This is a genomic window from Streptococcus sp. 20925_1_22 (assembly GCF_041431685.1).
Classification (GTDB): Bacteria; Bacillota; Bacilli; order Lactobacillales; family Streptococcaceae; genus Streptococcus.
Map to the genome: position 1 here is coordinate 256694 of NZ_JAPVYE010000004.1, position 26037 is coordinate 282730.

23 protein-coding genes and 1 pseudogene are annotated in these 26037 nt (G+C 43.3%); 16 read left to right on the forward strand and 8 right to left on the reverse strand.

The annotated features are described in order from the left end of the window. Window positions 1-14: 14 nt before the first annotated feature. The 5 genes from O3621_RS07245 to O3621_RS07265 all read right to left on the reverse strand — a co-directional run bounded on the left by O3621_RS07245 (window position 15) and on the right by O3621_RS07265 (window position 6057). Window positions 15-614, reverse strand: coding sequence for a HutD family protein (locus O3621_RS07245; RefSeq protein WP_002901402.1), 600 nt, complete (start codon window positions 612-614; stop codon window positions 15-17). A 12-nt stretch (window positions 615-626) separates the two neighbouring features. After that, entirely contained in the window at window positions 627-2300 is a 1674-nt protein-coding gene (locus O3621_RS07250) for a formate--tetrahydrofolate ligase (protein WP_032909593.1), read from the reverse strand. A 66-nt stretch (window positions 2301-2366) separates the two neighbouring features. Next, window positions 2367-2993 carry a cyclodeaminase/cyclohydrolase family protein gene (locus O3621_RS07255; RefSeq protein WP_125332037.1) on the reverse strand — a complete coding sequence of 209 codons (627 nt, stop codon included), beginning with the start codon at window positions 2991-2993 and terminating at the stop codon, window positions 2367-2369. A gap of 14 nt (window positions 2994-3007) precedes the next feature. Continuing rightward, entirely contained in the window at window positions 3008-3907 is a 900-nt protein-coding gene (ftcD, locus tag O3621_RS07260; protein ID WP_101771756.1) for a glutamate formimidoyltransferase, read from the reverse strand. Window positions 3908-4029: 122 nt separating this feature from the next. Further along, complete coding sequence (locus O3621_RS07265; protein WP_125332039.1) at window positions 4030-6057, reverse strand: urocanate hydratase; 2028 nt, start codon at window positions 6055-6057, stop codon at window positions 4030-4032. A gap of 199 nt (window positions 6058-6256) precedes the next feature. Here O3621_RS07265 and hutI point away from each other — a divergent pair, with 199 nt between their 5' ends. The 4 genes from hutI to rpsR all read left to right on the forward strand — a co-directional run bounded on the left by hutI (window position 6257) and on the right by rpsR (window position 8773). Continuing rightward, entirely contained in the window at window positions 6257-7522 is a 1266-nt protein-coding gene (hutI, locus tag O3621_RS07270; RefSeq protein WP_125356084.1) for an imidazolonepropionase, read from the forward strand. A gap of 178 nt (window positions 7523-7700) precedes the next feature. Further along, window positions 7701-7991 carry a 30S ribosomal protein S6 gene (gene rpsF, locus O3621_RS07275; RefSeq protein WP_002896497.1) on the forward strand — a complete coding sequence of 97 codons (291 nt, stop codon included), beginning with the start codon at window positions 7701-7703 and terminating at the stop codon, window positions 7989-7991. Between the two features lie 11 nt (window positions 7992-8002). Then, window positions 8003-8497: a single-stranded DNA-binding protein gene (locus tag O3621_RS07280; protein WP_002896496.1), complete on the forward strand. Its 495-nt coding sequence runs from the start codon at window positions 8003-8005 to the stop codon at window positions 8495-8497. 36 nt (window positions 8498-8533) lie between these two features. Continuing rightward, window positions 8534-8773: a 30S ribosomal protein S18 gene (gene rpsR / locus O3621_RS07285; RefSeq protein ID WP_000068664.1), complete on the forward strand. Its 240-nt coding sequence runs from the start codon at window positions 8534-8536 to the stop codon at window positions 8771-8773. A gap of 112 nt (window positions 8774-8885) precedes the next feature. Here rpsR and O3621_RS07290 read toward each other — a convergent pair. Continuing rightward, a pseudogene (locus O3621_RS07290) lies at window positions 8886-8963 on the reverse strand (DUF1129 domain-containing protein); the annotation flags it as partial. 532 nt (window positions 8964-9495) lie between these two features. Here O3621_RS07290 and O3621_RS07295 point away from each other — a divergent pair. From O3621_RS07295 to O3621_RS07320, 6 genes are read left to right on the forward strand one after another with little or no spacing between them, the layout of a single operon-like run. Continuing rightward, the gene (locus O3621_RS07295; protein ID WP_125332043.1) at window positions 9496-10224 is read left to right on the forward strand and encodes a hypothetical protein; all 729 of its coding nucleotides are present in this window, start codon (window positions 9496-9498) and stop codon (window positions 10222-10224) included. Then, complete coding sequence (locus O3621_RS07300; RefSeq protein ID WP_125356085.1) at window positions 10221-10889, forward strand: ABC transporter ATP-binding protein; 669 nt, start codon at window positions 10221-10223, stop codon at window positions 10887-10889. The genes O3621_RS07295 and O3621_RS07300 overlap by 4 nt, the downstream gene beginning before the upstream one ends. 13 nt (window positions 10890-10902) lie before the next feature. Then, window positions 10903-12078, forward strand: coding sequence for an ABC transporter permease (locus O3621_RS07305; RefSeq protein ID WP_125332047.1), 1176 nt, complete (start codon window positions 10903-10905; stop codon window positions 12076-12078). A gap of 4 nt (window positions 12079-12082) precedes the next feature. Then, window positions 12083-12703: a CPBP family intramembrane glutamic endopeptidase gene (locus tag O3621_RS07310; RefSeq protein WP_125356086.1), complete on the forward strand. Its 621-nt coding sequence runs from the start codon at window positions 12083-12085 to the stop codon at window positions 12701-12703. A gap of 11 nt (window positions 12704-12714) precedes the next feature. Continuing rightward, window positions 12715-13107 (forward strand): hypothetical protein, encoded by a 393-nt coding sequence (locus O3621_RS07315; protein ID WP_125332809.1) that lies wholly within the window; start codon window positions 12715-12717, stop codon window positions 13105-13107. A gap of 2 nt (window positions 13108-13109) precedes the next feature. Continuing rightward, window positions 13110-14726, forward strand: coding sequence for an ABC transporter ATP-binding protein (locus O3621_RS07320; protein ID WP_126435898.1), 1617 nt, complete (start codon window positions 13110-13112; stop codon window positions 14724-14726). 33 nt (window positions 14727-14759) lie between these two features. Here the strand turns inward: O3621_RS07320 and O3621_RS07325 are convergent, their stop codons facing one another. Further along, window positions 14760-15431 (reverse strand): DUF1129 domain-containing protein, encoded by a 672-nt coding sequence (locus tag O3621_RS07325; protein ID WP_125331258.1) that lies wholly within the window; start codon window positions 15429-15431, stop codon window positions 14760-14762. Window positions 15432-15449: 18 nt separating this feature from the next. Next, window positions 15450-16394: a magnesium transporter CorA family protein gene (locus tag O3621_RS07330; protein WP_032912532.1), complete on the reverse strand. Its 945-nt coding sequence runs from the start codon at window positions 16392-16394 to the stop codon at window positions 15450-15452. Between the two features lie 129 nt (window positions 16395-16523). Here O3621_RS07330 and uvrA point away from each other — a divergent pair, with 129 nt between their 5' ends. The 6 genes from uvrA to O3621_RS07360 all read left to right on the forward strand — a co-directional run bounded on the left by uvrA (window position 16524) and on the right by O3621_RS07360 (window position 25946). Further along, entirely contained in the window at window positions 16524-19355 is a 2832-nt protein-coding gene (gene uvrA / locus O3621_RS07335; protein WP_371513999.1) for an excinuclease ABC subunit UvrA, read from the forward strand. Between the two features lie 153 nt (window positions 19356-19508). After that, the gene (locus O3621_RS07340; RefSeq protein WP_371514000.1) at window positions 19509-20570 is read left to right on the forward strand and encodes a M24 family metallopeptidase; all 1062 of its coding nucleotides are present in this window, start codon (window positions 19509-19511) and stop codon (window positions 20568-20570) included. Between the two features lie 61 nt (window positions 20571-20631). After that, a complete protein-coding gene (gene efp, locus O3621_RS07345) occupies window positions 20632-21192 on the forward strand; it encodes an elongation factor P (protein ID WP_002896485.1) in 561 nt (186 codons plus the stop codon). Between the two features lie 19 nt (window positions 21193-21211). Then, entirely contained in the window at window positions 21212-21601 is a 390-nt protein-coding gene (locus O3621_RS07350) for an Asp23/Gls24 family envelope stress response protein (protein ID WP_002896484.1), read from the forward strand. Then, a complete protein-coding gene (nusB, locus tag O3621_RS07355; protein WP_371514001.1) occupies window positions 21594-22025 on the forward strand; it encodes a transcription antitermination factor NusB in 432 nt (143 codons plus the stop codon). The genes O3621_RS07350 and nusB overlap by 8 nt, the downstream gene beginning before the upstream one ends. 222 nt (window positions 22026-22247) lie before the next feature. Next, a complete protein-coding gene (locus O3621_RS07360; RefSeq protein WP_371514002.1) occupies window positions 22248-25946 on the forward strand; it encodes a pullulanase in 3699 nt (1232 codons plus the stop codon). Window positions 25947-26037: the final 91 nt, after the last annotated feature.

Sequence of the window (26037 nt, forward strand, 5' to 3'; positions counted from 1 at the left end):
GCATCATGGTATCTTTACTTAGTAGGGATGTGGGTCAAACCAGCCCATATAGCAAGGGGCGTTCCCTTTGGCTGGTTACTCGAAAACATTATATGCAGCTCAGTTTCCTGAGTCTCTTTTTCCACTATCAGAAGCTGCTCTGCCTCTAGGTTAAGCACTGGCAGGGTTGTTACCGTCACCGTCAGATCCTCTAAGGCATAGATAAATTGAATTTCGTCATCTTGGCTAAGCTCTTGCCCATTCGAGATGGCAATCATCTGTCCCTGATAATGGTCGCTGTAGATTAAGTTAAAGTCGGTACAAGTCCCACGACTTGTGATAGAATCACTCCCTTCAAAGACATAGGGAGTAAAGGGAGCTAGAACCGTTTCCTCCTGCCGGCTGGCATTGTGGAGATGAAGTGTGTGGTCCAGGCTCATGAGAATGCGGTGAAAGCCGCTGAGGTCAGAAAACTGACTTTCAGCCAACTCCACAGTCGCTGTCGATAGCCGATAGTCAAAGTCCCGCTTGCCATAGTGGCCAGTTGGCGGGGAAAGATAAAGCTGTTTTGTCTTTCCCCCCGACCAATCGGAAACTTGAAAATCATTTACTCTTAAAAGGGTTACATTTGTCATTTTTGGTATTTATTAGAACAAACCGCTGATATTGCCGTCTTTGTCAACATCAATCTTTTCGCTAGCCGGCACTTTAGGCAGTCCTGGCATGGTCATGATTGCACCAGTCAGAGCAACGATAAAGCCTGCACCAGCAGAAACTTTGAGCTGGCTGATAGTCACGACAAAGTCTTTAGGTGCGCCCAGTTTCTTAGCATCGTCTGAGAAGGAGTATTGAGTCTTAGCCATACAGATAGGATAGTTGGAGAAGCCCAGCTCTTCCAGTTGTTTGAGCTCGCGTTTAGCAGCAGGAGTCAGGCGAACGCCCTTGCCTCCATAGACCTTAGTAACAATTTTGTTCAGCTTAGTCTCGATGGAGTCCTCTTCATTATATACAAATTGGAAGTGATTGTCTCCTTCGGCCAGTTCAACGACTTTTTCAGCCAACTCTTTACCACCAACTCCGCCATTTGCCCAGACATCAGAAATCACGACGTCAACGCCGCGTTTTTGGCAGGCGTCATAAACTGTTTGCAACTCTGCTTCGGTATCCAGTGGGAATTTATTGATGGCAACGACTGCTGGCAGGCCATAAACATCTTGAATGTTTTCCAGATGTTTTTCCAAGTTTGGCAGCCCATCTACAACGGCTTGGACATTTTCTTCAGCCAAATCACTCTTAGCAACACCACCGTGCATCTTGAGAGCGCGGATGGTAGCAACCAGAACTACAGCGGCTGGACGAAGGCCAGATGTACGACACTTGATGTCGATGAATTTTTCAGCACCGAGGTCAGCACCGAAACCAGCTTCCGTGACTGCATAGTCGGCATATTTGAGAGCCAGCTTGGTAGCTAGGACACTATTACAGCCATGGGCAATGTTGGCAAAAGGTCCACCGTGAATCAAGGCTGGTGTGTGTTCCAGAGTTTGAACCAAGTTTGGATGGATAGCGTCTTTGAGCACAGCAGCCATAGCGCCACCAGCTTTCAGATCCTTAGCAGTTATTGGCTTACCTTCAAAGCTGTAGCCAATGATGATTTTTTCCAAACGGTTCTTGAGGTCGGTAATATTTTCTGACAGACAGAGAATAGCCATAACCTCAGAAGCAACTGTGATGTCAAAACCATCTTCACGTGGAACACCGTTGACCTTGCCTTGTAAGCCATCCACGATGTGGCGTAGTTGCCGGTCATTCATATCCACTGCCCGCTTCCAAGTGATGCGACGAGAGTCAATGCCTAAGGCATTGCCGTGGTGGATGTGGTTGTCAATGAGGGCCGCCAGTAGGTTGTTGGCAACACCGATGGCATGAAAGTCACCAGTGAAGTGGAGGTTGATGTCCTCCATCGGCACCACCTGGGCGTGACCACCGCCAGCAGCTCCGCCCTTGATACCAAAGACAGGTCCGAGTGAAGGCTCCCGCAGAGCGATAACGGCTTTTTTACCGATAGCAGCCAGAGCATCGACCAATCCGACAGAAGTCGTGGTCTTACCTTCTCCTGCTGGTGTCGGAGAAATAGCTGTCACGAGAATCAGTTTGCCGTCTGGCTTGTCTTTTAGTGCTTCTAGTTGGCCGGCGCTGATTTTTGCCTTGTAATTTCCATAAAGAGACAAGGCATCTTCAGCAATTCCTAGCTTTTCTGCCACCTCTTTGATGGGCTTCATTTGAACCGAATTCGCAATTTCAATATCTGATAAAACCATATTGTTACCTCTTGAGAAAAGGAAGTCCATTCATGGGAAAGAGCAGACTTCTCTTCCGTTTATCTATTAGACAACTTTCAAAATTTCTTGATAAATTTCATCGGCTAGAGCGCAGCCTTTTTGTAGGAGCTCTTCACCCTTGCTGCGGTAGTCTGCGACGAATGCTTCATCCTTGACACCTGACAGGTTGATGAGGACATTGAGCCAAGCTCCTTGCAGACCCGCCTTAAGGTTGAGAGCTGCGACTCCCAGGTCGCTGGCAGCATTGGTATTGGACTTGCCAACAGCTTTTTGAGTTGTTTGCAGGGCAGCAAAGATATCTTCCATCATACCATAAGGTGACTTGGTCGCTTCCTTGAGAGCTTTCTGCATCGCTTCACGACGGGCAGCCTTGTCTTCCTCTGTTTCCTTAGGCATATCAAAGACAGCAGAGACTAGATTGAAGGCTTCAGTGTCCTTGTCAATAGCTGTGAGCAGGCTTTCTTGCAGTCGAGCACTTTCTGCATGCACTTGAGCAATTTCTGCTTCAAATTCTGCGTATTTTTTCTTGCCAAGGGTTAATTCACAAACCATCTTAGTCAGGGAAATACCGTTCGCTGCGGAAAGAGCAGCGGCAGAGCCGCCTCCTGGTGCAGGAGCATCTGAGCCTAGGACTTGGGCGAATTCTGTCAAACTTAAATCTACTAATTTCATAGGTTTCTGTCCTCCTAGCCCAGCAAATGGTTTTCCAGAACTTGCTTGCCGTAGTCAAAGTCTTCGATTTGCAGATAGTATTCAGCTGCATCAATCAAAGCCTTGGCTGGAGCCAAACCGATGACTTCTGAGCCTAGGATTCCAACTCCATAGCGCTTGGCTTCAAAGCGAACAGTTTCAAAGACACGATAGAGTGGGAATTTTTCCAGATTGACCATGTTGATGGAAACCTGAGCAATGTTGCGGTCTTCCAGCATAACGCCGATAGCTTTACAGTACTTGTAGCCACCGCTTGAACCACGGATGATTTTGGCAATATTGTTGGCAATTTCCAGATTGTCTGTATCCAAGTTGATGTTGTAGGCAATGAGTGGCATTCTAGCTCCGACAGCAGTGACACCAGCAGTTGGGTGAATCTTTCTTTCACCGTAGTCAGGTGCCCAGTCAGCTTCCAAGAGTTTTTCAGGCATGCCTTCAAACTGTCCCTTACGAACCTTAGCCAAGTTCTTACGCTCAGGACGAGTCGCTGCATCTTCATAGAGGAAGATAGGGATACCGAGCTCACGGTTGATCCGCTCAGATACAGTCTTCGCAATTTCTACGCATTCCTCACTTGTGATGTCTTTGATCGGTACAAAAGGCAGGACATCAGTTGCGCCCATACGAGGGTGTTCACCCTGGTGCTTGGTCAAGTCAATATTTTCAGAAGCGTATTTAACCAAACGAAAGGCAACTTCCTGAATATTTTGATCATCGCCGACCAAGGTAAAGACGCTGCGGTTGTGGCTGGCATCAGAAGAGTGGTCCAGAAGTGTTACGCCTGGCACGCTCTTAGCTGTTTCCACTAGACCGTCGATGACCGCTTGGTTGCGGCCTTCAGAAAAGTTAGGAATACATTCAACAATTTTTGCCATAAGATATTACCTCGTGATATCAATTATTTTAATTTATAATATGAACTTAATAAAGCAGAACCTCCTCCTGAGCTAGGCACATACCCAGCTCAGGTTGGAAGTTGGGGGACAAGTTTTTCCTATTAGAACAATTTCTTAACAGATTCTTTGACTAAATCTTCGTCAGTCAGGAATGGAATCGTAATGTGGTCTGTTCCTTCATGGAGACGGTTGTATTCGATAGCTGTCTCAATAGCATGCTCATTGCGAGCCCAGTTACGACGTGCCACTCCGCCGATTGTATCCCAAGCGATAGCAGATTTGATGATTTCATCGATGCGTTCGCTGCCGTCCAGTACCAAGCCAAAGCCACCGTTGATAGACTTACCGATACCAGTTCCGCCACCGTTGTGGAGAGCTACCAGACTCATACCGCGAGCTGCATTACCAGCGTAACATTGAACCGCCATGTCGCAAGTAACATTAGAACCGTCCTTGATATTAGAAGTTTCACGGAATGGAGAGTCCGTACCAGATACGTCGTGGTGGTCACGGCCAATCATGACAGGACCAATCTTGCCTTCGCGTACTAATTCATTGAACTTGAGGGCGATATTGACACGGCCCATACAGTCTTGGTAGAGAATGCGAGCCTGAGTTCCAACAACCAACTGGTTCTTTTCTGCATCGCGGATCCAGTTGTAGTTGTCGCGGTCTTGATAGCGGCGGTTAGGGTCGATGACTTCCATAGCTGCGTGGTCAGTAGCGACTAGGTCTTCGTGCTTACCGCTCAGACATACCCAACGGAAAGGACCATAACCATAGTCAAAGAGCATAGGCCCCATGATATCTTCTACATAAGATGGCCAGATGAAGCCGTCTTTGTCGTCAAAGCCGTTCTTAGAAATTTCCTTGATGCCAGAGTCATAGACTGCCTTCATAAAGGCATTTCCGTAGTCAAAGAAGTAAGTGCCATTGTTAGTCAAGGTCTTGATTGCCTTGAAATGACGTTCCAAGGTTTCGTCAACCAACTTAGCAAAGGTTTCCTTGTCTTCAGCTAGGAGGCGAGTCCGCTCTTCAAAGCTGATACCAGCTGGACAGTAGCCGCCGTCATAGACATTGTGGCAAGAAGTTTGGTCAGACAGCAAATCTACATGGATATTGTTCTCGTTGACATATTCTAAGAGGTCTACGATGTTACCATGATAGGCAATGGAAGTTGATTCGCCAGCTTCCAGAGCTTTCTGAGCTAAGTCGATTGCTTCTTTTGGACTTTCGGCTAACTGGCTAATCCATCCTTGGGAGTGACGAGTTTCAATCCGAGAATAGTCTACTTCTGCCACGATTGCTACAGCTTTAGCAATTTCGGCTGCTTTCCCTTGAGCTCCACTCATGCCGCCCAGACCAGAAGAGATGAAGAGTTTGCTTGTCAGGTCGCCATCATCAGCTACACCCAGTTTCAAGCGTCCAGCATTGAGGAGGGTGTTGAAAGTACCATGGACGATACCTTGAGGGCCGATGTACATCCAGCCGCCGGCTGTCATTTGACCATAGTTGGTCACGCCCATTTCTTCTGCAATTTCCCAGTCCTTCATGTTGTCGTACTCACCGACCAAGAGGCCGTTGGTGATGATAACACGAGGTGCTTCTGGTTTAGATTTGAAGAGTCCGAGTGGGTGGCCAGATTCCACGACCAAGGTTTGATGGTCGGTCATGATTTCCAAGTATTTCATGATGAGGTTGTACTGCATCCAGTTAGCGCAGACAGATCCAGTTTCCCCATAAGTAACCAATTCATAAGGATAAAGGGCGATTTCAAAGCTCAGGTTGTTGTCAATCATGACCTGCATAGCTTTGGCTGCAGTACAGTTCCCTTTATACTCATCAATTGGTTTGCCGTAGATGCGTTCTTTTGGACGCCAGCGGTAGCCATAAATCCGTCCGCGAGTTTTCAGTTCTTCCAGAAATTCTGGAATCACTTCCTCATGGAATCTCTTTGGAATATAGCGAAGGGCATTTTTAAGAGCAATTTCGGTTTGAGCTTGAGTCAAACGGAAGCCCCGATCAGGTGCGCGACGGATGCCTTCTTGGAAAACTGTTTTTTCAGGCAGTACATCGTCTAATTTGACGGTCATTGCTGCTGCAATTTCATTTTCGCTAAAGTATGACATGAAAAATCCTCCTTTTAGTCAAGTGTAAAATATCTTTCTCCTACATTCTATAAGACTTCCGTCCATAAAGAGTCAAGAAAATGACAAAAACAGTAAAAAAAGCGGAGCTCCTATCTTTTACAAGCTTTTGACTATAATTTGACGATAGTGTATTATGATGAAAAGCAAATATGTCGGAAAATGAAATGGAGGAACAAGCATGACTGCTGATTTACTATTAACTCACTTTAATCAAGTCTTCTGTCCCAAGGACCTCGGCCATCCCCTTTTTGGCGAGGAGATGAAGGAAGCTCAGGTCTTGGAGGACGGCTACATTGCAGTCAAAGACGGCAAAATCCTAGCAGTTGGCAGCGGAGAGCCGGATGCCAGTCTGATTGGACCAGATACTAAGATTCAGTCTTATGAAGGCAAGATTGCCACACCTGGCTTGATCGACTGTCACACTCACTTGGTCTACGGCGGCAGCCGGGAGCATGAATTTGCTAAGAAATTAGCCGGGGTCCCTTATCTGGAAATTCTTGCCCAAGGCGGCGGTATTCTCAGTACGGTCCGGGCGACGCGAGAAGCTTCTTTTGATACTCTCTATGATAAGTCTAAGAGACTGCTGGACTATATGCTGCTACATGGGGTGACGACTGTTGAGGCCAAGAGTGGCTATGGTTTGGACTGGGAAACAGAGAAGCGCCAGCTGGATGTCGTTGGGGCTTTAGACCGTGACCACGATATTGATTTGGTTTCGACCTTTATGGCTGCCCACGCCGTTCCACCAGAATACAAGGGACGCTCTCAGGAATATCTGGAGCTCATCGTCGAGGAAATGCTACCTCGGGTAAAGGCAGAAAATCTAGCTGAGTTCTGTGATATTTTCTGTGAAAAAGGCGTCTTTACAGCTGACGAGTCACGCTACTTGCTTTCTAAGGCTAAGGAAATGGGCTTCAAGCTCCGCATCCATGCTGATGAAATCGAGTCTATCGGTGGAGTAGATGTAGCAGCTGAACTGGGAGCAACTAGTGCAGAGCACTTGATGGTAGCAACTGATGAGGGCATTCGCAAGATGGCACAAGCCAAGGTTATCGGGAATCTCCTACCAGCAACTACCTTCAGTCTGATGGAAGATACCTATGCACCAGCCCGCAAGATGCTGGAAGCTGGTATGGCTATCACTCTGACTACCGACAGCAATCCAGGCTCCTGTCCAACTGCTAACCTGCAGTTCGTTATGCAGCTGGGCTGCTTTATGATGCGTCTGACACCGATCGAAGTCCTTAACGCGGTGACCATCAATGCGGCCTACTCAGTTAACCGCCAAGATAAGATTGGCAGCTTTGACACTGGCAAGCAGGCTGACATTACCATCCTAGACGCTAAGAATATCGACTATCCACTTTATTTCTTTGCGACCAACCTGACCCATCAGGTTTACAAGGCTGGAAAACTGGTCGTAGATCAAGGAAGAATTGTCTAGACTCTCTAAAAACGAATCGTATTTTTCGGACTCTCTCTGGTGACAGAGAGAGTTTTCTTTATATCAAAACTTTCCCTTGCCATTCTGCTGGAAGTCTGCTATAATAATTATTTGTGAGCAAACCTCACTTACCCCTTGCAAAGTCTCGGGGTCATTAGACCAAAAGGAGGAAAAATCAATGGCTAAATACGAAATTCTTTATATTATTCGTCCAAACATTGAAGAAGAAGCTAAAAACGCTTTGGTAGCACGCTTTGACTCTATCTTGACTGACAATGGTGCAACTGTTGTTGAATCAAAAGACTGGGAAAAACGTCGTCTTGCATACGAAATCCAAGATTTCCGTGAAGGACTTTACCACATCGTTAACGTTGAAGCAAACGACGATGCAGCTCTTAAAGAGTTTGACCGTCTTTCAAAAATCAACGCTGACATTCTTCGTCACATGATCGTCAAACTTGACGCTTAAGAAGGTAGACTATGATTAATAACGTTGTACTGGTGGGTCGCATGACCCGTGATGCCGAGCTTCGCTATACTCCGCAGAACCAAGCGGTCGCAACATTTACTCTAGCTGTCAATCGCAACTTTAAAAATCAAAGTGGCGAGCGAGAAGCAGATTTTATCAATGTTGTCATCTGGCGCCAGCAGGCAGAAAATCTTGCAAACTGGGCTAAAAAAGGAGCCCTGATCGGAATTACAGGCCGTATTCAAACGCGTAACTACGAGAATCAGCAAGGCCAGCGTGTCTATGTCACAGAAGTTGTTGCGGACAATTTCCAACTCCTGGAAAGCCGCTCTAACCGTGAAGGTCAGTCATCTGGCGGATACGGTGGGAACAGCTTCGGCGGCAGCTCTGCTCCAAGTTATGGCAGTGCAGACTCGTCTAACCAAGTACCGAACTTTTCTCGTGATGAGAGCCCATTTGGCAATTCTAACCCGATGGATATCTCAGACGACGATCTACCTTTCTAAGGATTGAATCTAACTATAATATAAAGGAGAAAACACATGGCTCAACAACGTCGTGGCGGATTCAAACGCCGTAAAAAAGTTGATTACATCGCAGCGAACAAAATTGAATATGTTGATTACAAAGATACTGAGCTTCTTAGCCGTTTCGTTTCAGAACGTGGGAAAATCCTTCCTCGTCGCGTAACAGGAACTTCAGCTAAAAACCAACGTAAAGTAACAACAGCTATCAAACGCGCTCGCGTAATGGCTTTGATGCCTTTCGTAAATGAAGACTAATTAGATTCCCTGCCTTTGGCAGGGATTTTTTAGATGCTAGAGGAGTGAAGAGAACACAATGAAAAGACAGCCAAAATTAAGCTGTCTTTTTATTATTTATTTGATTTGCTGGTTAATATCTCGTCGGCCCCATAGTTGCGCTCTTGATATTGAAGCGTTTTTTGAGATAGAAGCGCAGGGCTAGATTGATGAGATAGGGAATGTTGAAGCTAGTTTAGAGCCCTTTACGAGTTAATAGCGCTAGGGAAAATGATATAGGAGTCCAAAATTCTATGAAAAAAGATAAAATGTTATTTAATTAAATTACGCGGGTTAATTAAAATATTTAAAAATAATTAAAATAGCTAAATTAAAATATGTAAATAATTGCACATAAATAGTTGACATTATTTTAATATAGGATTACAATGAGGTTATTAGTGGGAAGGGCTTTCATTTATCTTGTTTCAAAAAATTTAAATTCAAATATTTAATAAAGAAGGTGAAATTATGTTCCGCTTCGACTTGGAAAAACTTTTGGCAACAGTTACAATTTCTGTTGGTTTTGCAACTATTTCTTTTAAACAGTATATTAAAGAACTACGTAAAACTATTTGATATTTTAATATAATAATATTTTAATATGAGATGAAGTCCTTCCTGCTATAGTTTGTAAAATTTTTCTTACTTTTAAAAACTGACGAGGCTTATAATCAACTTTAATAATGATGGAGGTATTTCTAATGAAAATCAAAATATTACTTTCTATTATTTTGGTTCTTTTATTTTCTGGCCTGTTAGTCTTTGTAAATAACTATAATAACCAACAATCAAATGTTCAAGAAAATAAACCGCGTTATTTTAAGGTAGAAGCACAAGAGGATTTGATTTTAGATGGAGTGGTAAAGGCCAGAAAAGTTCAGGAGCTTGAGGATGCAGAAATGAGTCGCCTGCTTGTTGTTAATGGCCAGCACGTTACAAAATGGCAGCAGATTTATAATACGGGCTATGTGGCTCCTATTGATGGTACATTTACTGTTGATGAAAATAAAAAATTTGCCATTATCAGCGATGAACAATACATTTTGTCTTCTTTTTCAGAACTAGATAATGGCTTGATTAATCAGGATATGGAAGTGACTGTGAAGAGTTTAGATGGTAGTCAGGCTTTTCAAAGTCATATAAGTTGGGTTGGACTTTTACCTCGTGAAGGAGGGGAAGATGTCTCCAGATACGGATTTGAAATTCAGAGTAATGGTCTTCATATAGGGCAGCATTTTAATATATATGTTAAGTATAAAGAAGTTGTTATCCCCGAAAAGTACATATCCTCAGGCTTTCTCTATATGAAAAAACCAGATGCAAAAGCATGGGAAAAGTTTAAGCCAAGCTTGGTTCAAAGAGGTGGTGTCTATTATGCACCGCTTAGCGAGGTCCCTGTTGGAACACTTTTAAAGGAACATAAATCATGATTCATTTAGAGCTCATTAATAAGGATATTTTTTATAAAAATGGAGATGCTAAACAACGGATTTTAAATAATATCTCTTTGAAAATAGAGGCCGGGGAGTTTGTTTCTATAGTGGGGCCATCTGGTTCTGGGAAATCAACTTTAATCAATATTATTGGAATGTTGGATTCTGAGTATTCTGGAAAGTATTATTTTAATGATAAATTAGTCAGTAAATTTTCAGATGAAAAGATTTCAAAAATTCGTAATAGAAGTATCGGCTTTATTTTCCAAAATTTTAAACTTTTATCAAAATATACTGTAAAGGAAAATATCCAGTTACCGCTTATCTATAGTCCTTTTGGGGATATGTCTGATCGGCATATTAGAGACTTGCTGGCTATGGTAGAGTTGGAAGAAAAAATAAATGAATACCCGACTAATCTATCCGGAGGTCAGCAACAACGGATAGCTATTGCTAGGGCTTTGGTTAATAATCCAGAAATAATTATTGCTGATGAACCGACGGGTGCCTTAGATTCAAAGATGTCGCAGAAGATTCTCAGCATTTTGAAAAAGATTAATCAGACTGGTAAAACAGTTATTATGGTTACCCACTCCTTGGAAGCTGCATCTACAGCGGACAGGACTCTGCACATTGTTGACGGAGTATTGACAGAAGACTGAAGGGAGAAAAGAGATGAGACTTACCTTTCTTTTAAAGAGTCTGTTTAAATCCTTGAGTGCTAATAAAAGGCAGTCGTTACTGACGATAGGATCCTTGGTTATAGGAGTTGTGAGTCTCTTGCTTGTGCTTAGCCTAGGAAATGGAGTAGGCCAGTCGATTGTTCAACAGTTAAATTCGGTCACTGGAGGACGGAAGACCTTTACTATTAATTGTACAAATTATAAGGATGGGGCTGGATTTACTGAGAATGATAGACAGAGATTGATGGGATTTGCTAATATTCAAAATGTAGAACTCTCAATTAATCCTCAGCTCAACACAGTTTCTGTTCACCTCCTTGGAGATAGGAGTATGGATGGAAGCGTTGTGAATTATGATCAACTCTCATCAAAATATAATGAGAAGAATAATGATATTAAAGTTATTAGTGGGAAAGCCCTAAGCGAGATTCAGCAATCAAACGGAAATGAAATTGCTATTAAGGACACGGCTTCGAAAAAACTGTTTCCTACAACTAGTAGTGAGGGAGAACTCGTTTCAATAGGTGGGGATTACTACAAGATAAGTGCTGTCTATCAGGGAAGTGAGGAGACACCGGATTTATTAGTGACGGAGAAAATGTTTCTTAGGAATACTAGCTACAGAAATCATTTTAACCAAGCAAAAATCAAATATAGAGGAAGTAAAAGCAAGGCTGAAAAGCAAGTCCTCAAGTATTTAGAACGCTATGGTTCCTCAAAAAAGAAGGGTGTCTATGAGATTGAAGATCTTCATCAAGTGGTAGGTCAAATCAATCGAACAACCTCTCTAGCGACTAATTTGATTGCCGGAGTTGCTGGGATTTCTCTAATTGTTGCAGGCTTTGGAGTCATGAGTGCAACCTATTCATCTGTCGCAGGAAGAAAGAGTGAAATTGGTCTCAGGAGAGCATTTGGGGCAAAAAAATCCAGTATTCGCAACCAATTTATCGTTGAAGGATTATTTTTGGCTTTTATTTCCTCATTTATCTCAGTGGTTTTTGTACTTGTCATTAGTCAGCTTTTGGGAAATTCTATGGGGGTTCGTTTAATCGTAACAAGGGATAATATCCTCACAGCTGTCTTGGTTCCTTCGGTGATTTGTTTTATTTTTACCTATTTTCCAGCGGTATCAGCTTCAAGAAAGAATGTCCTGAATTTATTGAGGTAAAAAGATGGCAAAAAGAAAACTAGAAAACGTTTTAGTAGCGGCGGGTCTTGTCGTTCTAGTCTTACTGTTGTCAATGTTTGGAAGCTTGCTTATCCTGATAATAGCCAGTAATAAACTTTCAGTGGATATGTTGTTTTTGTCTACGAGAGTCTGTTTGCTTTTGGCATTTCTAATAGTATTTTACCTATATTATTGTATTTATAGGGAAAATTTTTTAAGATCCTCCAAATTTAAGCAAAAGAGCCCATTGAACGCTTTGTTAATATTTTTCACTTTCTTTGTATCATTTATAGTTCTTATACATGTCATTGATAAATATCCTAGGGAGCAATTGTATACGCTTTTATCAATTTTTTTAATAACTTCTATTGCGGAAGAGTTATTATTCAGAGGGTTGGTAGAGTTTCATTTGAAAAAAGAATTTGATTTTGTTTGGGTCATTATTATTCAAGCTTGTTTATTTGCTTTTTTAGGTCATCAGTCTTTTGATTTTTTTAGCAATCTTTTCATTAGGCTTCCATTAGGAATCGGCTTGTCTTTGATACATCGGTATACACATTTATATAGTTCCTGTATTGTTGTGCATTTTGTTTATGATACAGTTATGTTTGCTTTATCTAAATAAGGAGAGAAACAATGAAAAAATTTGATTATTTTATTTTAACTGCCCTAACTTTAGAAATGATAGTTACTTATGTTTTTAGGTTATCTCTAAGCGCAGGTATTTTAGTTGTTCTAACTACAATGTTACCTTTGGTCGTTTTAGCGCTTGTTGGGGGACGTTTCATCCAGTCTATTAGTAATAAATTTTCAGTGTTTAATATTTTAGCCTCAGCCATAATTGCTACTTTGATAGTTTTGCCCTATAGCTTGCTATTTCCTTGGCAAGAGATACTAAAAACCGATCAGTCAGGCATCGCATTTTCTCCCAGTGTAGGAAGTATAGTATCAACATTGATTACTCAGATAATTCTTACTTCGCTGGTGTTTATCATAGTTAAACATGCTAGAAAAGAGTCAAAAGAATAATAATGAAGTCTCTATATAGATATATCGTTCATCGTAATTTTTTAGGAATTGGAATATTTATACTTCTGCTTTCAGTTGCTGTAAATATTCTGATTCCTCTAATTGTAAGAGAACTTTTTAATGAATTTGTAAAAGGCCAATTTCAATACTCAAAAGTATCTATTTTAGTTCTTTTATTCTCGCTGAATGTACTATTAGGTACAATTGGTAATGCTATTATTGAGATAGTGGGAGAAAAGTCTGTCTACGAATTGAGAACCAAGTTAATTGATGGAATTGAACATCTAAGAATAAGAGTTGCTCAAGATTATAATACTAACGAAACAGTGAATCATGTTGTGAATGATACTGAAATATTGGGAGAGGTAATTTCTTCAACTTTACCAAGCTTCGTTGTAAATGTTGTATCGTGGATAGGAGCAGTTGTCATGCTGTTTGTGATGGATTGGAAGTTGACATCACTGGTTATTGTTTTTGCAATATGTATAATAATTATTATTAAATTTATAGGCAAAAAACTTGCAATCTTAGCTGATAGTTTCCGGAATCAACTTGCAATACTAAATAACAGATTGTCTCAGCTTCTAAATTTTTTGTTGAGTATAAAAATTAGTGATTCAACGAGTACCTTCGTTAGTTATGTAAAATTAGAAAATAAACGCTTATATGATTATGCTTTAAAAGGGGTAAAATATCGTGTTATTTTAGCGCCTTTAATCAATTGTTTGTTATTATCATTGATAGTCTTGGTCTTCAGTTTAGGTTTTTACGAAATTAAAATAGGACTTCTGTCAGTCGGTACTTTTATTTCTTTCATGATGTATTTATATCAATTGGTTCCAACGACTTTAGCTATTTCAACCTCTCTTGGAAATTTTGCTGCAGAAAAAGGAGCTTTAACTAATATAATTGAGCTTATGAAAAATTTCTCGGAAAATTCTCAGGATTTTAGTGTGAGTGCTAGAGAATTTTCTTTAGAAAATATTAGATATGAGGATGTCTCTTTAGAGATAGATGATTTTAGATTACTAGAGCATATTAATCTGGATATAAAATTGGGGGAAATTGCAGTAATTATAGGGCCTAGTGGAGTTGGTAAGACAAGTTTTATCAAGCAATTGTTGAAAGTTTATGATATAAATAGCGGGAAGATTTTTATAGGAGATATTGATTTAAAAGATATTGCTATAGCAGAATGGTACAATTCAGTAAGTTACGTTAGTCAGGAGACTTTTTTCATTGATGGTTATAGTTTGATAAGTAATTTAAAAATGGGGAAAGAATATTCGGATGAGAAAATCAGGAGTGTGCTGAATGATGTAGGCTTGTGGCAAGAGTTAGATTGTGGTAATCAATTAAATGAGATAATCATAGATAAGAATAGACTTTCTGGCGGTCAATTGCAACGTTTGGCTCTTGCAAGAGCTCTTTTGGAAGACAGGAAAATACTTATTCTTGATGAAGCAACATCGTCTTTGGATCAATTTAACGAGAGGAGAGTATTGGATCTTTTAAATAAGAGAAAATCACAAGCATTGATTATCCAGATATCTCACCGAAAACAAGTTATTGAATGCGCCGATCAAATTATAGATTTGGAAAAGTTCAAAATATCATAATAAAAGAGGCTCAAACGAACCTCTTTTTATCGTTTATCTGCCTGGCCCCATAGTCGCGCTCTTGATGTTGAAGCGTTTTTTGAGATAGAAGCGCAGGGCTAGGGCGATAGCGCCGACAATAGCAACTACGATATTGGACAGGCGGGGGTTTAGGAACTCAGGCAGGAGACTAGTCAGGACGATGGACATGCTCCAGAGGAGAATAGCCGCTGCCATGGTCAGGATGGATTTGAGCAGCTTAGGGCGCTGGCTGCGGTCTTTGTCTGGTCCGTAGAAACGGTAGATAAAGTGGTAGAGGGCATAGAAAGAAAGGCCACCGACGATGCTTCCGAGTACGAGAGTCGTCAGCCCATAGACAGACGGTTGAGAGGAAGCTAGATTGACGATTGAGGTCAGGAGGGTAAAGAAACCAAAGATAAAGAGGACGGAGTCCAGCATCATCCATTTAGGATCGTCATTTTCTTTTGGATGTTCGGCATCATAGCGCTCTTTTGCAGTCAGAGAAGCTGCCCAAGTAGTTGGGGCTCCGTAGAGGCCGCGGGCTGTGATACCCTTGGTTTGGTTTTCCAGGATTTCCGGCAGAATGCCTTCTAATATGGTCTGGATTTCCTGATCGGATTTGCCGTCTTGTAAGAGCTGGTTAGTCGCGATATGGATAAATTCTTTGTTTTTTTTGCTGAGTTTGTCGAGGGATACTTGTGACATAGGTCTTCTTTCTAAAGGTTAAAATAGTTTTTTGTGCATGAGATAGGCCATGACCGAAGCACTCATGGCAAAGGCGATGAACATGATAATCCAGAAGGCATGTGGTTCACCGTTGAGAGGCAGTTCGTTATTTTTGAAGTTCATCCCATAGGCCGAGAAAATCATGGTTGGGATAGACATGACGATGGTCACCAGAGCCAAGGCTTTCATGATATTGTTCTGGTTATTAGAAATGATAGAGGCAAAGGTCTCTGTCATACTGTGGAGGATGTTGCCGTAGATATCAGCCATCTCAATGGCCTGTTGGGTCTCAATCAAGGTATCTTCCAGCAAGTCCTCGTCTTCTAGGTATTTCTTGATATTGCTGGTGGAGCTGGTCAGCTTCTTAATCACGCGCTCATTTGTTTTGAGAGAGGCCTTGAAATAGACGATGGTCTTTTCCAACTCCATAAGCTCAATCAGTTCTTCATTTCGCGTGGACTTGTGCAGTTGACTTTCAATCTGCTCACTCTTGCGGTCAATGGAGCGCAGGGCTGTCAGATACAGCTCGGCATTGTGGTAGAGAATCTGAAAGATGAAACGTGACTTCATAAAAGTATAGAAGTTGCGCAGGCGCCTGTGAATGAAGATGTCCAGCAGAGGTAATTTTTCCAAACAAGTGGTGATAATAGCCTCTTCCGTGATGATAATACCAAGGGGGATCGTGACATAGTAAGTCTGGTTATTCCGCTCCTCAGTGATGGGCACGTCAACGATGATCAGTGTATACTCATCCTCGATCGTAAGTCGGGACATTTCTTCTGCATCTAGCGGTGCTCGCAGGTCTGCGATGTCAATACCAAAGGCGTTGGCGATTTCGATTGATTCACTCTGGGAAGGGTTGACAAGATTGATCCAGGTGCCTGATTCGAGCGAATCAATCTCTTTGAATTCTGTCGTAGTTGATAAAAAGACTTGCTTCATAATCATTTTCCTTTCCAGAGTGTTTTTTTGCATACCGTACTATTATACTACAAATTCGGGTTTTTGGGGCAAAAGTTTGCAGAAAAATTTGTTATAATGGAGAAGGTTTATAAGTGAAACGAGGTCAAAATGCAAGATAAAATTGTGATTCACGGAGCGCGAGCTCATAATTTAAAAAATATTGATGTAGAAATTCCGCGGGACAAGCTAGTCGTGGTGACGGGGCTGTCCGGTTCGGGCAAGTCCAGTCTGGCTTTTGATACCCTATATGCTGAGGGGCAGCGCCGCTATGTGGAGAGTCTGTCGGCCTATGCTCGGCAGTTTTTGGGCAATATGGAAAAGCCGGATGTGGACTCGATTGATGGTCTCAGCCCGGCTATTTCCATCGACCAGAAGACGACTAGTAAAAATCCGCGCTCAACAGTAGGAACTGCCACTGAAATCAATGACTACCTGCGCCTGCTCTATGCTCGTGTTGGAACGCCATACTGTATCAACGGTCATGGAGCTATTAAGGCTTCGTCTGTCGAGCAGATTGTTGACAAGGTCTTGGAATTGCCAGAGCGTCAGCGGCTGCAGATATTAGCGCCGGTCATCCGCAAGAAAAAGGGTCAGCATAAGACCGTTTTTGATAAGATTCAGAAGGACGGTTATGTCCGTGTGCGGGTGGATGGCGATATTTACGATGTGACGGAAGTGCCAGAGCTTTCTAAGAGCAAGCAGCATGATATTGAGGTTGTGGTAGACAGAATTGTTATCAAAGAAGGGGTGCGCAGCCGCCTCTTTGACTCAGTCGAAGCTGCTCTGCGGATTGCTGAGGGCTATGTGGTGATTGATACCATGGACGGTCAAGAGCTGCTTTTTTCTGAACACTATGCCTGCCCTGTTTGTGGCTTTACAGTGCCAGAGCTAGAGCCACGTCTCTTCTCTTTCAATGAGCCTTTTGGCTCCTGTCCGGACTGTGATGGTCTGGGGGTTAAGCTGGAGGTGGATCTAGATGTGGTTGTGCCAGAAGCTGGCAAGACCTTGCGCGAAGGAGCGCTAGCGCCTTGGAATCCCATCTCCTCCAACTACTATCCACAGATGCTGGAGCAGGCGATGATTGCCTTTGGCATTGATATGGACAAGCCATTTGAGGAGCTGACGGAGGAAGAAAAGCAGCTGATTTTCTTTGGCTCAGATGGACGAGAGTTCCATTTTCATTATGAAAATGAATTTGGCGGTGTGCGCGATATTGACATTCCTTTTGAGGGGGTTGTCACCAATATCAACCGCCGCTACCATGAAACCAATAGTGATTTTACTCGGACGCAGATGCGGGCTTATATGAATGAGCTGACTTGTGCGGCTTGTCACGGTTATCGACTCAGCCCTCAGGCCTTGTCTGTCAAGGTTGGCGGCGAAGCTGGCTTGCATATCGGTGAGATTTCAGATTTGTCGATTGCTGATCATTTGCTTCAGTTGGATAAGCTTAGCTTGACTGACAATGAAGCTACGATTGCGCAGCCTATTCTTAAAGAAATTCATGATAGACTGACCTTCCTTAATAACGTTGGCCTTAATTACCTGACTTTGTCTCGCTCGGCTGGGACTTTATCGGGAGGTGAGAGTCAGCGGATTCGCTTGGCGACTCAGATTGGTTCCAATCTAAGTGGCGTTCTCTATATCCTGGACGAGCCCTCTATTGGCTTGCACCAGCGTGATAATGACCGCCTGATTGCCAGCCTCAAGAAGATGCGCGACCTGGGAAATACCCTTATCGTGGTTGAGCACGATGAGGACACCATGCGGGAGGCTGACTGGCTGATTGATGTGGGACCAGGAGCTGGTGTTTTCGGCGGTGAAATCGTTGCAGCAGGCACTCCTGCGCAAGTGGCTAAGAGCAAAAAATCCATCACTGGCCAATACCTGTCAGGTAAGCGCGAGATTCCAGTACCATTGGAACGCCGTGTAGGCAATGGCCGCTTTATTGAAGTGACAGGGGCTCAGGAAAATAATCTGCAGAATATCACGGCCAGATTCCCCTTGGGCAAATTCATCGCTGTGACAGGAGTTTCTGGATCCGGTAAGTCAACGCTGGTCAACTCTATTCTCAAAAAGGCCATTGCCCAGAAACTCAACCGCAACTCTGCCAAGCCAGGTAAGTTCAAGAAAATCAGCGGCATTGAGCATGTGGATCGACTGATTGATATTGACCAAAGTCCGATTGGCCGAACACCGCGCTCTAATCCGGCTACCTATACTGGAGTCTTTGACGATATTCGCGATCTGTTTGCCAAGACCAATGAAGCCAAGATTCGCGGCTACAAGAAGGGCCGTTTCAGCTTTAATGTCAAGGGCGGTCGCTGTGAGGCCTGCTCGGGTGATGGAATTATCAAGATTGAAATGCACTTCCTACCTGACGTCTATGTGGCCTGCGAGGTCTGCCACGGGACTCGCTATAATAGCGAGACTTTAGAGGTTCATTACAAGGAGAAGAATATCGCTCAGGTTCTGGACATGACGGTCAATGATGCGGTAGAATTCTTCCAGCATATTCCCAAGATTGCCCGCAAACTCCAGACTATCAAGGACGTAGGGCTGGGCTATGTGACTCTGGGGCAGCCAGCCACCACTTTGTCAGGTGGTGAAGCCCAGCGGATGAAGCTGGCCAGCGAGCTTCACAAGCGCTCTACTGGTAAGTCCTTCTATATCTTGGATGAGCCGACCACGGGTCTGCATTCTGAAGACATCGCCAAGCTCCTTCAAGTGCTATCTCGCTTTGTGGACGATGGCAATACAGTCCTCGTTATCGAGCACAATCTGGATGTCATCAAGACAGCTGACCATATCATTGATTTGGGACCGGAAGGCGGTGTCGGTGGCGGTACGATTATTGCGACGGGGACACCGGAAGAAGTCGCAGCTAATCCAGCCAGCTATACCGGTCAATATTTGAAAGGCAAGCTGCACGTAAAATAATTCATCAAATCCCTGTTTGATATTAAAAACAGGGATTTTTTGTGTCAGAGAATGCTCGTCGGATTCTAAGCCCTAGATAAGGTTTGTCAAAAAAATGTCCTATTTGACTTGTTTTTTGATATAATAAGCTTAGTTATTTCATGGAGGTGGCTCATGTTATCAAGAGTTGAAAAGTTTGAAGCAGCATTGGCTCAGACAGACTGCGATGCTGTTTTAGTAACCAATCTGAAAAATATTTACTATCTGACTGGTTTCAGCGGGACAGAAGCGACGGTTTTCATCAGCAAGAATCGTCGGATTTTTCTGACGGATGCACGCTATACGCTGATTGCCAAGGGAGTTGTCCAAGGTTTTGATATTGTCGAAACGCGCGACGCGATTGGGGAGATTGTCAAGATTATTGCGGGCGATAAGCTGCAAAAAATCGGTTTTGACGATGAAATTTCCTATGCTTCCTTCAAGATGCTGGAAAGTGTCTTCTCGGCCTACCAGTTGGTTCCCATGACAGCCTTTATTGAAAATCTGCGCATGATTAAAGATGAGCAAGAAATCGAGACCATTCGCAAGGCCTGTCAGATTTCGGATCAAGCCTTCCTAGATGTGCTGGATTTTATCAAGCCTGGTGAGACGACAGAGCTGGCTGTTATGAACTTTTTAGATGCCCGTATGCGCCAGCTAGGTGCTTCAGGTGCCTCTTTTGACTTCATCATCGCTTCGGGTTACCGCTCTGCTATGCCGCATGGTGTGGCTAGTGACAAGGTCATTCAAAAAGGGGAAACCCTGACCATGGACTTTGGCTGCTACTACAATCACTATGTCAGTGATATGACGCGGACTGTTCATGTGGGACAGGTGACGGACGAGGAGCGGGAGATTTATGATATTGTTCTGCGCAGCAATCAAGCCCTGATAGAAGCAGCCAAGGCTGGGCTTAGCCGGATTGATTTTGACCGGATTCCGCGCCAGATTATTAACGATGCTGGCTACGGTCCTTACTTTAGCCATGGGATTGGTCACGGTATCGGCCTGGACATCCATGAGATTCCTTACTTCGGCAAGTCAGAAGAGCCGATTGAGGCCGGCATGGTCCTGACCGATGAGCCAGGTATTTATCTGGACGGTAAATACGGTGTCCGCATCGAAGACGATCTCCTCATCACAGAAACAGGCTGCGAAGTCCTAACTCTTGCACCGAAAGAGTTGATTGTTATTTGAGAATTATCAGGCTTTATGATAGAATAAGTAGAAATATAATTTTAAAAAGAGGTAATATAGAATGATTGAAGCAAGTAAGCTGAAAGCTGGGATGACCTTCGAAACAGCTGATGGAAAACTCATCCGCGTTTTGGAAGCGAGCCACCACAAGCCAGGTAAGGGAAATACGATTATGCGTATGAAATTGCGTGATGTTCGTACTGGTTCTACATTTGATACCAGCTACCGCCCAGAAGAAAAATTTGAACAAGCCATTATTGAAACTGTTCCAGCTCAATACTTGTACCAGATGGATGACACTGCTTATTTCATGAATACTGAGACTTATGATCAATATGAAATTCCAGTAGTCAACGTAGAAGAAGAATTGAAATTCATCCTTGAAAACTCTGATGTGAAAATCCAGTTTTACGGAACAGAAGTGATTGGTGTGACAGTACCAACAACAGTTGAATTGGTCGTTACAGATACTCAGCCATCTATCAAGGGAGCTACTGTTACCGGATCTGGTAAGCCAGCAACACTTGAGACAGGTCTTGTTGTCAACGTACCAGACTTCATCGAAGTTGGACAAAAATTAATCATCAACACAGCAGAAGGAACTTACGTTTCTCGCGCATAATATAGAAGAGGTAATAACTATGGCAGCTGAACAATTAGGTGAAATCGTCATTGCGCCACGTGTTTTGGAAAAAATCATTGCCATTGCAACGGCAAAGGTAGAAGGCGTTTATTCCTTCGCAAATAAGAGTATGTCAGACAGCCTTTCTATGCGCTCACTTGGTCGTGGAGTATCGCTCCATACAGATGAGACAGGTGATGTGACTGTAGACATCTACCTGTATTTGGAATACGGTGTCAGCGTTCCGACTGTTGCAGTAGCGATTCAGAAGGCTGTAAAAAGTGCTGTTTTTGACATGGCTGAGGTAGAGCTGTCTGCTGTCAATATCCATGTGGCAGGCATTGTTCCAGAAAAAGCACCGAAACCAGACTTGAAAGATCTATTTGACGAGGACTTCCTCAATGACTGATATACTGTTGGAATCCAGAAGAGATCTGCGCCAGCGGGCTTTTCAGGCCCTGATGAGCCTAGAGTATGAAGGGGATCTTGTAGAAGCTTGTCGCTTTGCCTATTCTTATGATAAGGACGAAGAGACTGACAAAGCAGAGGAAGCTGATATTCCAGCCTTCTTGCTCAATCTGGTATCTGGTGTGGTCCAGTCCAAGGACGACTTGGACAAGAAAATTGCCCAGCACCTCAAAAAGGGCTGGACAGTAGATCGTCTGACGTTGGTAGAGAAAAATATCCTGCGTCTGGGTATCTTTGAGATTACAGAGTTTGATACCCCACAGTTGGTAGCAGTCAACGAAGCCATCGAGCTTTCCAAGCAATTCTCTGACGAAAAGTCCAGTAAGTTCATCAATGGGATTTTGAGTCAATTTATCGTTGAATAAAATAAAGGTCGAGACAAGTGTCTTGGCTTTTTTGCTTGTCAATTGTCGTTTGAATCGCAAATAGTTTATCGAATCATCAAAATCCGCCCAGAGAGCATGAAGTATCTGAGTGAGAAAAACTCTTCTTGAAAGCCTTTACAACTTGAAAAAGAATCGGTATAATAAATACAGAAAACGTTTGCATAGATGTTCTCTATAAGAAAAAAAAGGAGTTTTCTGTTTATGAAAAATAACTATCACCTACAGTCTCGGATGGGCGAAAAGCGTCATTATTTTGGCATCCGTCGCTTAAAAGTAGGAGTAGCCTCTGTTGTTATTGCCTCAGGTTTTCTACTGGGAAATGCCCAATTAGTCCAAGCGGATGAAGCGAGCATATCGGCCAGCCCAGCAACAGAAGCAGTCTCTGATGCAAATGCAGCAGCCCAACCTAATTCAGCAAATGAAGAAAAAACTGGAGAGGCAGATAGTTCAGGAGTGGGGGCTTCAGAGCAGGCGGCTCCAACTGGTGTGCTAGCAGATCAAGCTCCAGCTAGTGCGGGTTCAGAAGCAGCTGATCAAGAAGCAGCAAATCCAAGTGAAAAAGACAAGCAAGAACCAGTTAGTCAGCCGCAGGCTTCGGCGAAAGACACTATCGAAGAAGGCAATATTCGCTTTCATTTCAAAACCTTGCCTTCACAAAATCTAGACAGCTTGGGCCTGTGGACTTGGGATGATGTAGAGACGCCTTCTAGCCAAAAGGGTGGTTGGCCGACTGGAGCGACTAGTTTTGCGACTGCTAAAGAAGATGACTACGGCTATTATCTTGATGTCAAGATGGCCGAAAAACGAAGCAAGATTAGCCTTTTAATCAATAATACAGCTGGGCAAAATATTACAGGTGATAAGACAGTTGAACTGCTCAGCCCGCAAATGAATGAGGTTTGGTTTGATACGGACTATCAACCTCATACTTATGAGCCTTTGAAAAAAGGGATGGTCCGGATCAACTACTATCGTACAGATGGCCAGTATGATAAGAAGTCACTCTGGCTCTGGGGAGATGTCCAAAATCCAAGCAAGAATTGGCCTGATGGAGTGGATTTTGAAAATACTGGGAAATACGGTCGCTATGTAGATGTTCCCTTGAAAGATGCTGCTAAGATGATTGGCTTTTTGCTTCTAGACGAAAGTAAATCAGGAGATGATGTGAAGATTCAAAATCAGGATTATAATTTCGCTAATTTGGAGAAAAACAGCCAGATTTTCTTGCGTGATGCGGATCCGACAGTTTATACCAACCCTTACTTTGTCAATGATATTCGTATGACGGGTGCCCAGCATGTAGGATTGACCGAGATTGAAGCCAGCTTTTCTACCTTAGAGAGTGCTAAAAAAGAGGACATTTTAAAGAACTTAAAGATTACAGACAAAGATGGCCATGAAGTTGCTGTTAAAGATGTGGTTCTGGATCCTAAGACCAAAAGTGCCAAATTCATCGGTGATTTTAACCAAGCCCAGTCACCTTACCTTATCAAATATGGCAATGACCAATTTAAAACTAGCATGAGCTGGCAGCTAAAAGATAGTATTTACAAGTATGATGGTGAGTTGGGAGCGCGTGTTTCTCAAGCGGGCAAACAAGTAGATGTAACCTTCTGGTCACCGAGTGCGGACCAAGTTGATTTGGTAGTCTATGACAAAGAAAATCAGAATAAGGTTGTTGGTCGCCTGGCTATGCAGAAAGGGGAGTCTGGCACATGGACCAGCAGCTTGACACCTGAGAGCGGCCTAGGTATTTCAGACTATCGAGGGTATTTCTATCATTATGAGATTACTCGCGGTGGCAAAAAGGTTCTTGTGCTGGATCCCTATGCCAAGTCTTTAGCTGCTTGGAACAGTGAAGATGCGGACAAGGGGGATGCCTACAAGATTGCCAAGGCAGCCTTTGTAGATCCAAGTGAATATGGACCGAAAGACCTGACCTATGCTACTATACCGAACTTTAAGAAGCGGGAAGATGCTTTGATTTATGAGGCACACGTTCGTGATTTTACTTCAGATCCAGTTATCTCAAAGGATTTGAAATCTCAATTTGGAACTTTCTCAGCTTTCATTGAGAAATTAGATTATTTGAAAGACTTGGGAGTGACCCACGTTCAGCTCTTGCCAGTTCTAAGTTATTACTTTGTAAATGAGCTGAAAAATGCTGAGCGTATGGACAAGTACGCTTCCAGCAACAGCAACTATAACTGGGGCTATGACCCGCAAAACTACTTCTCGCTGACAGGTATGTACTCCAGCGCGCCAACAGATCCAGCCAAGCGCATTGAGGAATTCAAAAATCTTGTCAACGAAATTCATAAGCGGGGTATGGGCGTTATCCTGGATGTGGTCTATAATCATACGGCTAAGACCTCTATCTTTGAAGATTTGGAGCCCAATTACTACCACTTTATGGATGCGGATGGTACACCGAGATCCAGCTTTGGCGGCGGTCGCTTGGGTACTACTCACTATATGAGCAGACGGGTCTTGGTGGATTCGATCAAGTACCTGACAGAGCAGTACAAGGTAGATGGCTTCCGCTTTGATATGATGGGAGACCACGATGCTGAGTCCATCCAAAAAGCCTTTGAAGAAGCCAAGAAGCTCAACCCAAATCTCATTATGCTGGGTGAGGGCTGGAAGACTTATGCAGGTGATGAAAATAAAGCTGTCCAGCCGGCTGACCAGTCTTGGATGAAGTCAACAGACACGGTAGCGGTCTTCTCAGATGATATTCGCAATACCTTGAAATCAGGTTATCCAAATGAGGGAACACCAGCCTTTATCACCGGTGGCAAACGCAGTGTGGAAAATGTCTTCAAAAACATCAAGGCGCAGCCAACCAATTTTGAGGCGGATAGCCCAGGGGATGTGATCCAATATATCGCAGCCCATGATAATCTGACGCTCTTTGACATCATTGCCCAGTCAATCAAGAAAGATCCGGCAGTGGTTGCCAACTATCAAGAGATTCATCGCCGCCTGCGTCTGGGAAATCTGATGATTCTGACTTCGCAAGGGACACCATTTATCCACTCTGGTCAAGAATACGGCCGGACCAAGCAATTCCGTGATCCTGCCTATAAATATCCTGTCTCAGAAGACAAGGTTCCAAACAAAGCGCATTTGTTGACTAATGAAGACGGCACGCCGTTTGACTATCCGTACTTCATTCATGATTCTTATGATTCGAGCGACGCGGTCAACCACTTTGACTGGACTAAGGCGACTGATTCAGAGAAGTTCCCTGAAAATGCCAAGAGTCGTGCCTATATGAAAGGCTTGATTGCCTTGCGGAAATCAACAGATGCCTTTACCCGCAGCTCCAAAGATGAAGTGGAGCAAAATGTAAGCCTCATCACCCAGCCTGGCAAAGATGGTGTTGAGAAAGAAGACCTTGTTCTCGGTTACCAAGTGGTTGCGTCAAATGGCGATATTTATGCAGTCTTTGTCAATGCAGACACCAAGGAACGACAATTCAACTTTGGTGAAGCCTACAAGCATCTAGCAGGTGCAGAGGTTGTAGCAGATGGCAATACGGCAGGAGTGACGGCCATTTCTGACCCGGAAGGTGTCACCAGAAACAGCAATGGTTTAGCCCTAGCTCCGCTGACCGCGACTATTTTGCGACTTCGAAAAGTGACCCCAGCTCAGGAAGAAAAATCCCAAGCTCCAACAGCTCAAGAAGAGCAGCAGTCTGCTCCTTCTGTGGTCAGCGTTCAGCCTCAAGCTTTATCCTTGGATGCGCAAAAATCTCAGGATTCAGCAGTAAAAGAAGCGAATAACAAAACAGAAAAAACCTTGCCAAAAACAGGAACAAGCGCTTCCCTACTGGCACTTTTAGGTGGCTTCCTTGCTTTCTTGGCCGGTCTGTTAACCTTTAGAAAGAAAGAGTAATAATTTGATGAATGCCATGTGAGAAATTTTTAGACTATTGCTAAATAAAGACGACTTCCACAATGGAGTCGTCTTTCCTTTTTTATATAAG

Coding starts and splice junctions, on each gene's coding strand:
- O3621_RS07360 (WP_371514002.1), top strand. CDS start 22,248: ATGAAAAATAACTATCACCTACAGTCTCGGATGGGCGAAAAGCGTCAT.
- rpsF (WP_002896497.1), top strand. CDS start 7,701: ATGGCTAAATACGAAATTCTTTATATTATTCGTCCAAACATTGAAGAA.
- O3621_RS07310 (WP_125356086.1), top strand. CDS start 12,083: ATGGCAAAAAGAAAACTAGAAAACGTTTTAGTAGCGGCGGGTCTTGTC.
- efp (WP_002896485.1), top strand. CDS start 20,632: ATGATTGAAGCAAGTAAGCTGAAAGCTGGGATGACCTTCGAAACAGCT.
- O3621_RS07320 (WP_126435898.1), top strand. CDS start 13,110: ATGAAGTCTCTATATAGATATATCGTTCATCGTAATTTTTTAGGAATT.
- O3621_RS07250 (WP_032909593.1), bottom strand. CDS start 2,300: ATGGTTTTATCAGATATTGAAATTGCGAATTCGGTTCAAATGAAGCCC.
- O3621_RS07350 (WP_002896484.1), top strand. CDS start 21,212: ATGGCAGCTGAACAATTAGGTGAAATCGTCATTGCGCCACGTGTTTTG.
- O3621_RS07330 (WP_032912532.1), bottom strand. CDS start 16,394: ATGAAGCAAGTCTTTTTATCAACTACGACAGAATTCAAAGAGATTGAT.
- uvrA (WP_371513999.1), top strand. CDS start 16,524: ATGCAAGATAAAATTGTGATTCACGGAGCGCGAGCTCATAATTTAAAA.
- O3621_RS07255 (WP_125332037.1), bottom strand. CDS start 2,993: ATGAAATTAGTAGATTTAAGTTTGACAGAATTCGCCCAAGTCCTAGGC.
- O3621_RS07280 (WP_002896496.1), top strand. CDS start 8,003: ATGATTAATAACGTTGTACTGGTGGGTCGCATGACCCGTGATGCCGAG.
- ftcD (WP_101771756.1), bottom strand. CDS start 3,907: ATGGCAAAAATTGTTGAATGTATTCCTAACTTTTCTGAAGGCCGCAAC.
- hutI (WP_125356084.1), top strand. CDS start 6,257: ATGACTGCTGATTTACTATTAACTCACTTTAATCAAGTCTTCTGTCCC.
- O3621_RS07265 (WP_125332039.1), bottom strand. CDS start 6,057: ATGTCATACTTTAGCGAAAATGAAATTGCAGCAGCAATGACCGTCAAA.
- O3621_RS07295 (WP_125332043.1), top strand. CDS start 9,496: ATGAAAATCAAAATATTACTTTCTATTATTTTGGTTCTTTTATTTTCT.
- O3621_RS07300 (WP_125356085.1), top strand. CDS start 10,221: ATGATTCATTTAGAGCTCATTAATAAGGATATTTTTTATAAAAATGGA.
- O3621_RS07245 (WP_002901402.1), bottom strand. CDS start 614: ATGACAAATGTAACCCTTTTAAGAGTAAATGATTTTCAAGTTTCCGAT.
- O3621_RS07325 (WP_125331258.1), bottom strand. CDS start 15,431: ATGTCACAAGTATCCCTCGACAAACTCAGCAAAAAAAACAAAGAATTT.
- nusB (WP_371514001.1), top strand. CDS start 21,594: ATGACTGATATACTGTTGGAATCCAGAAGAGATCTGCGCCAGCGGGCT.
- O3621_RS07315 (WP_125332809.1), top strand. CDS start 12,715: ATGAAAAAATTTGATTATTTTATTTTAACTGCCCTAACTTTAGAAATG.
- O3621_RS07305 (WP_125332047.1), top strand. CDS start 10,903: ATGAGACTTACCTTTCTTTTAAAGAGTCTGTTTAAATCCTTGAGTGCT.
- O3621_RS07340 (WP_371514000.1), top strand. CDS start 19,509: ATGTTATCAAGAGTTGAAAAGTTTGAAGCAGCATTGGCTCAGACAGAC.
- rpsR (WP_000068664.1), top strand. CDS start 8,534: ATGGCTCAACAACGTCGTGGCGGATTCAAACGCCGTAAAAAAGTTGAT.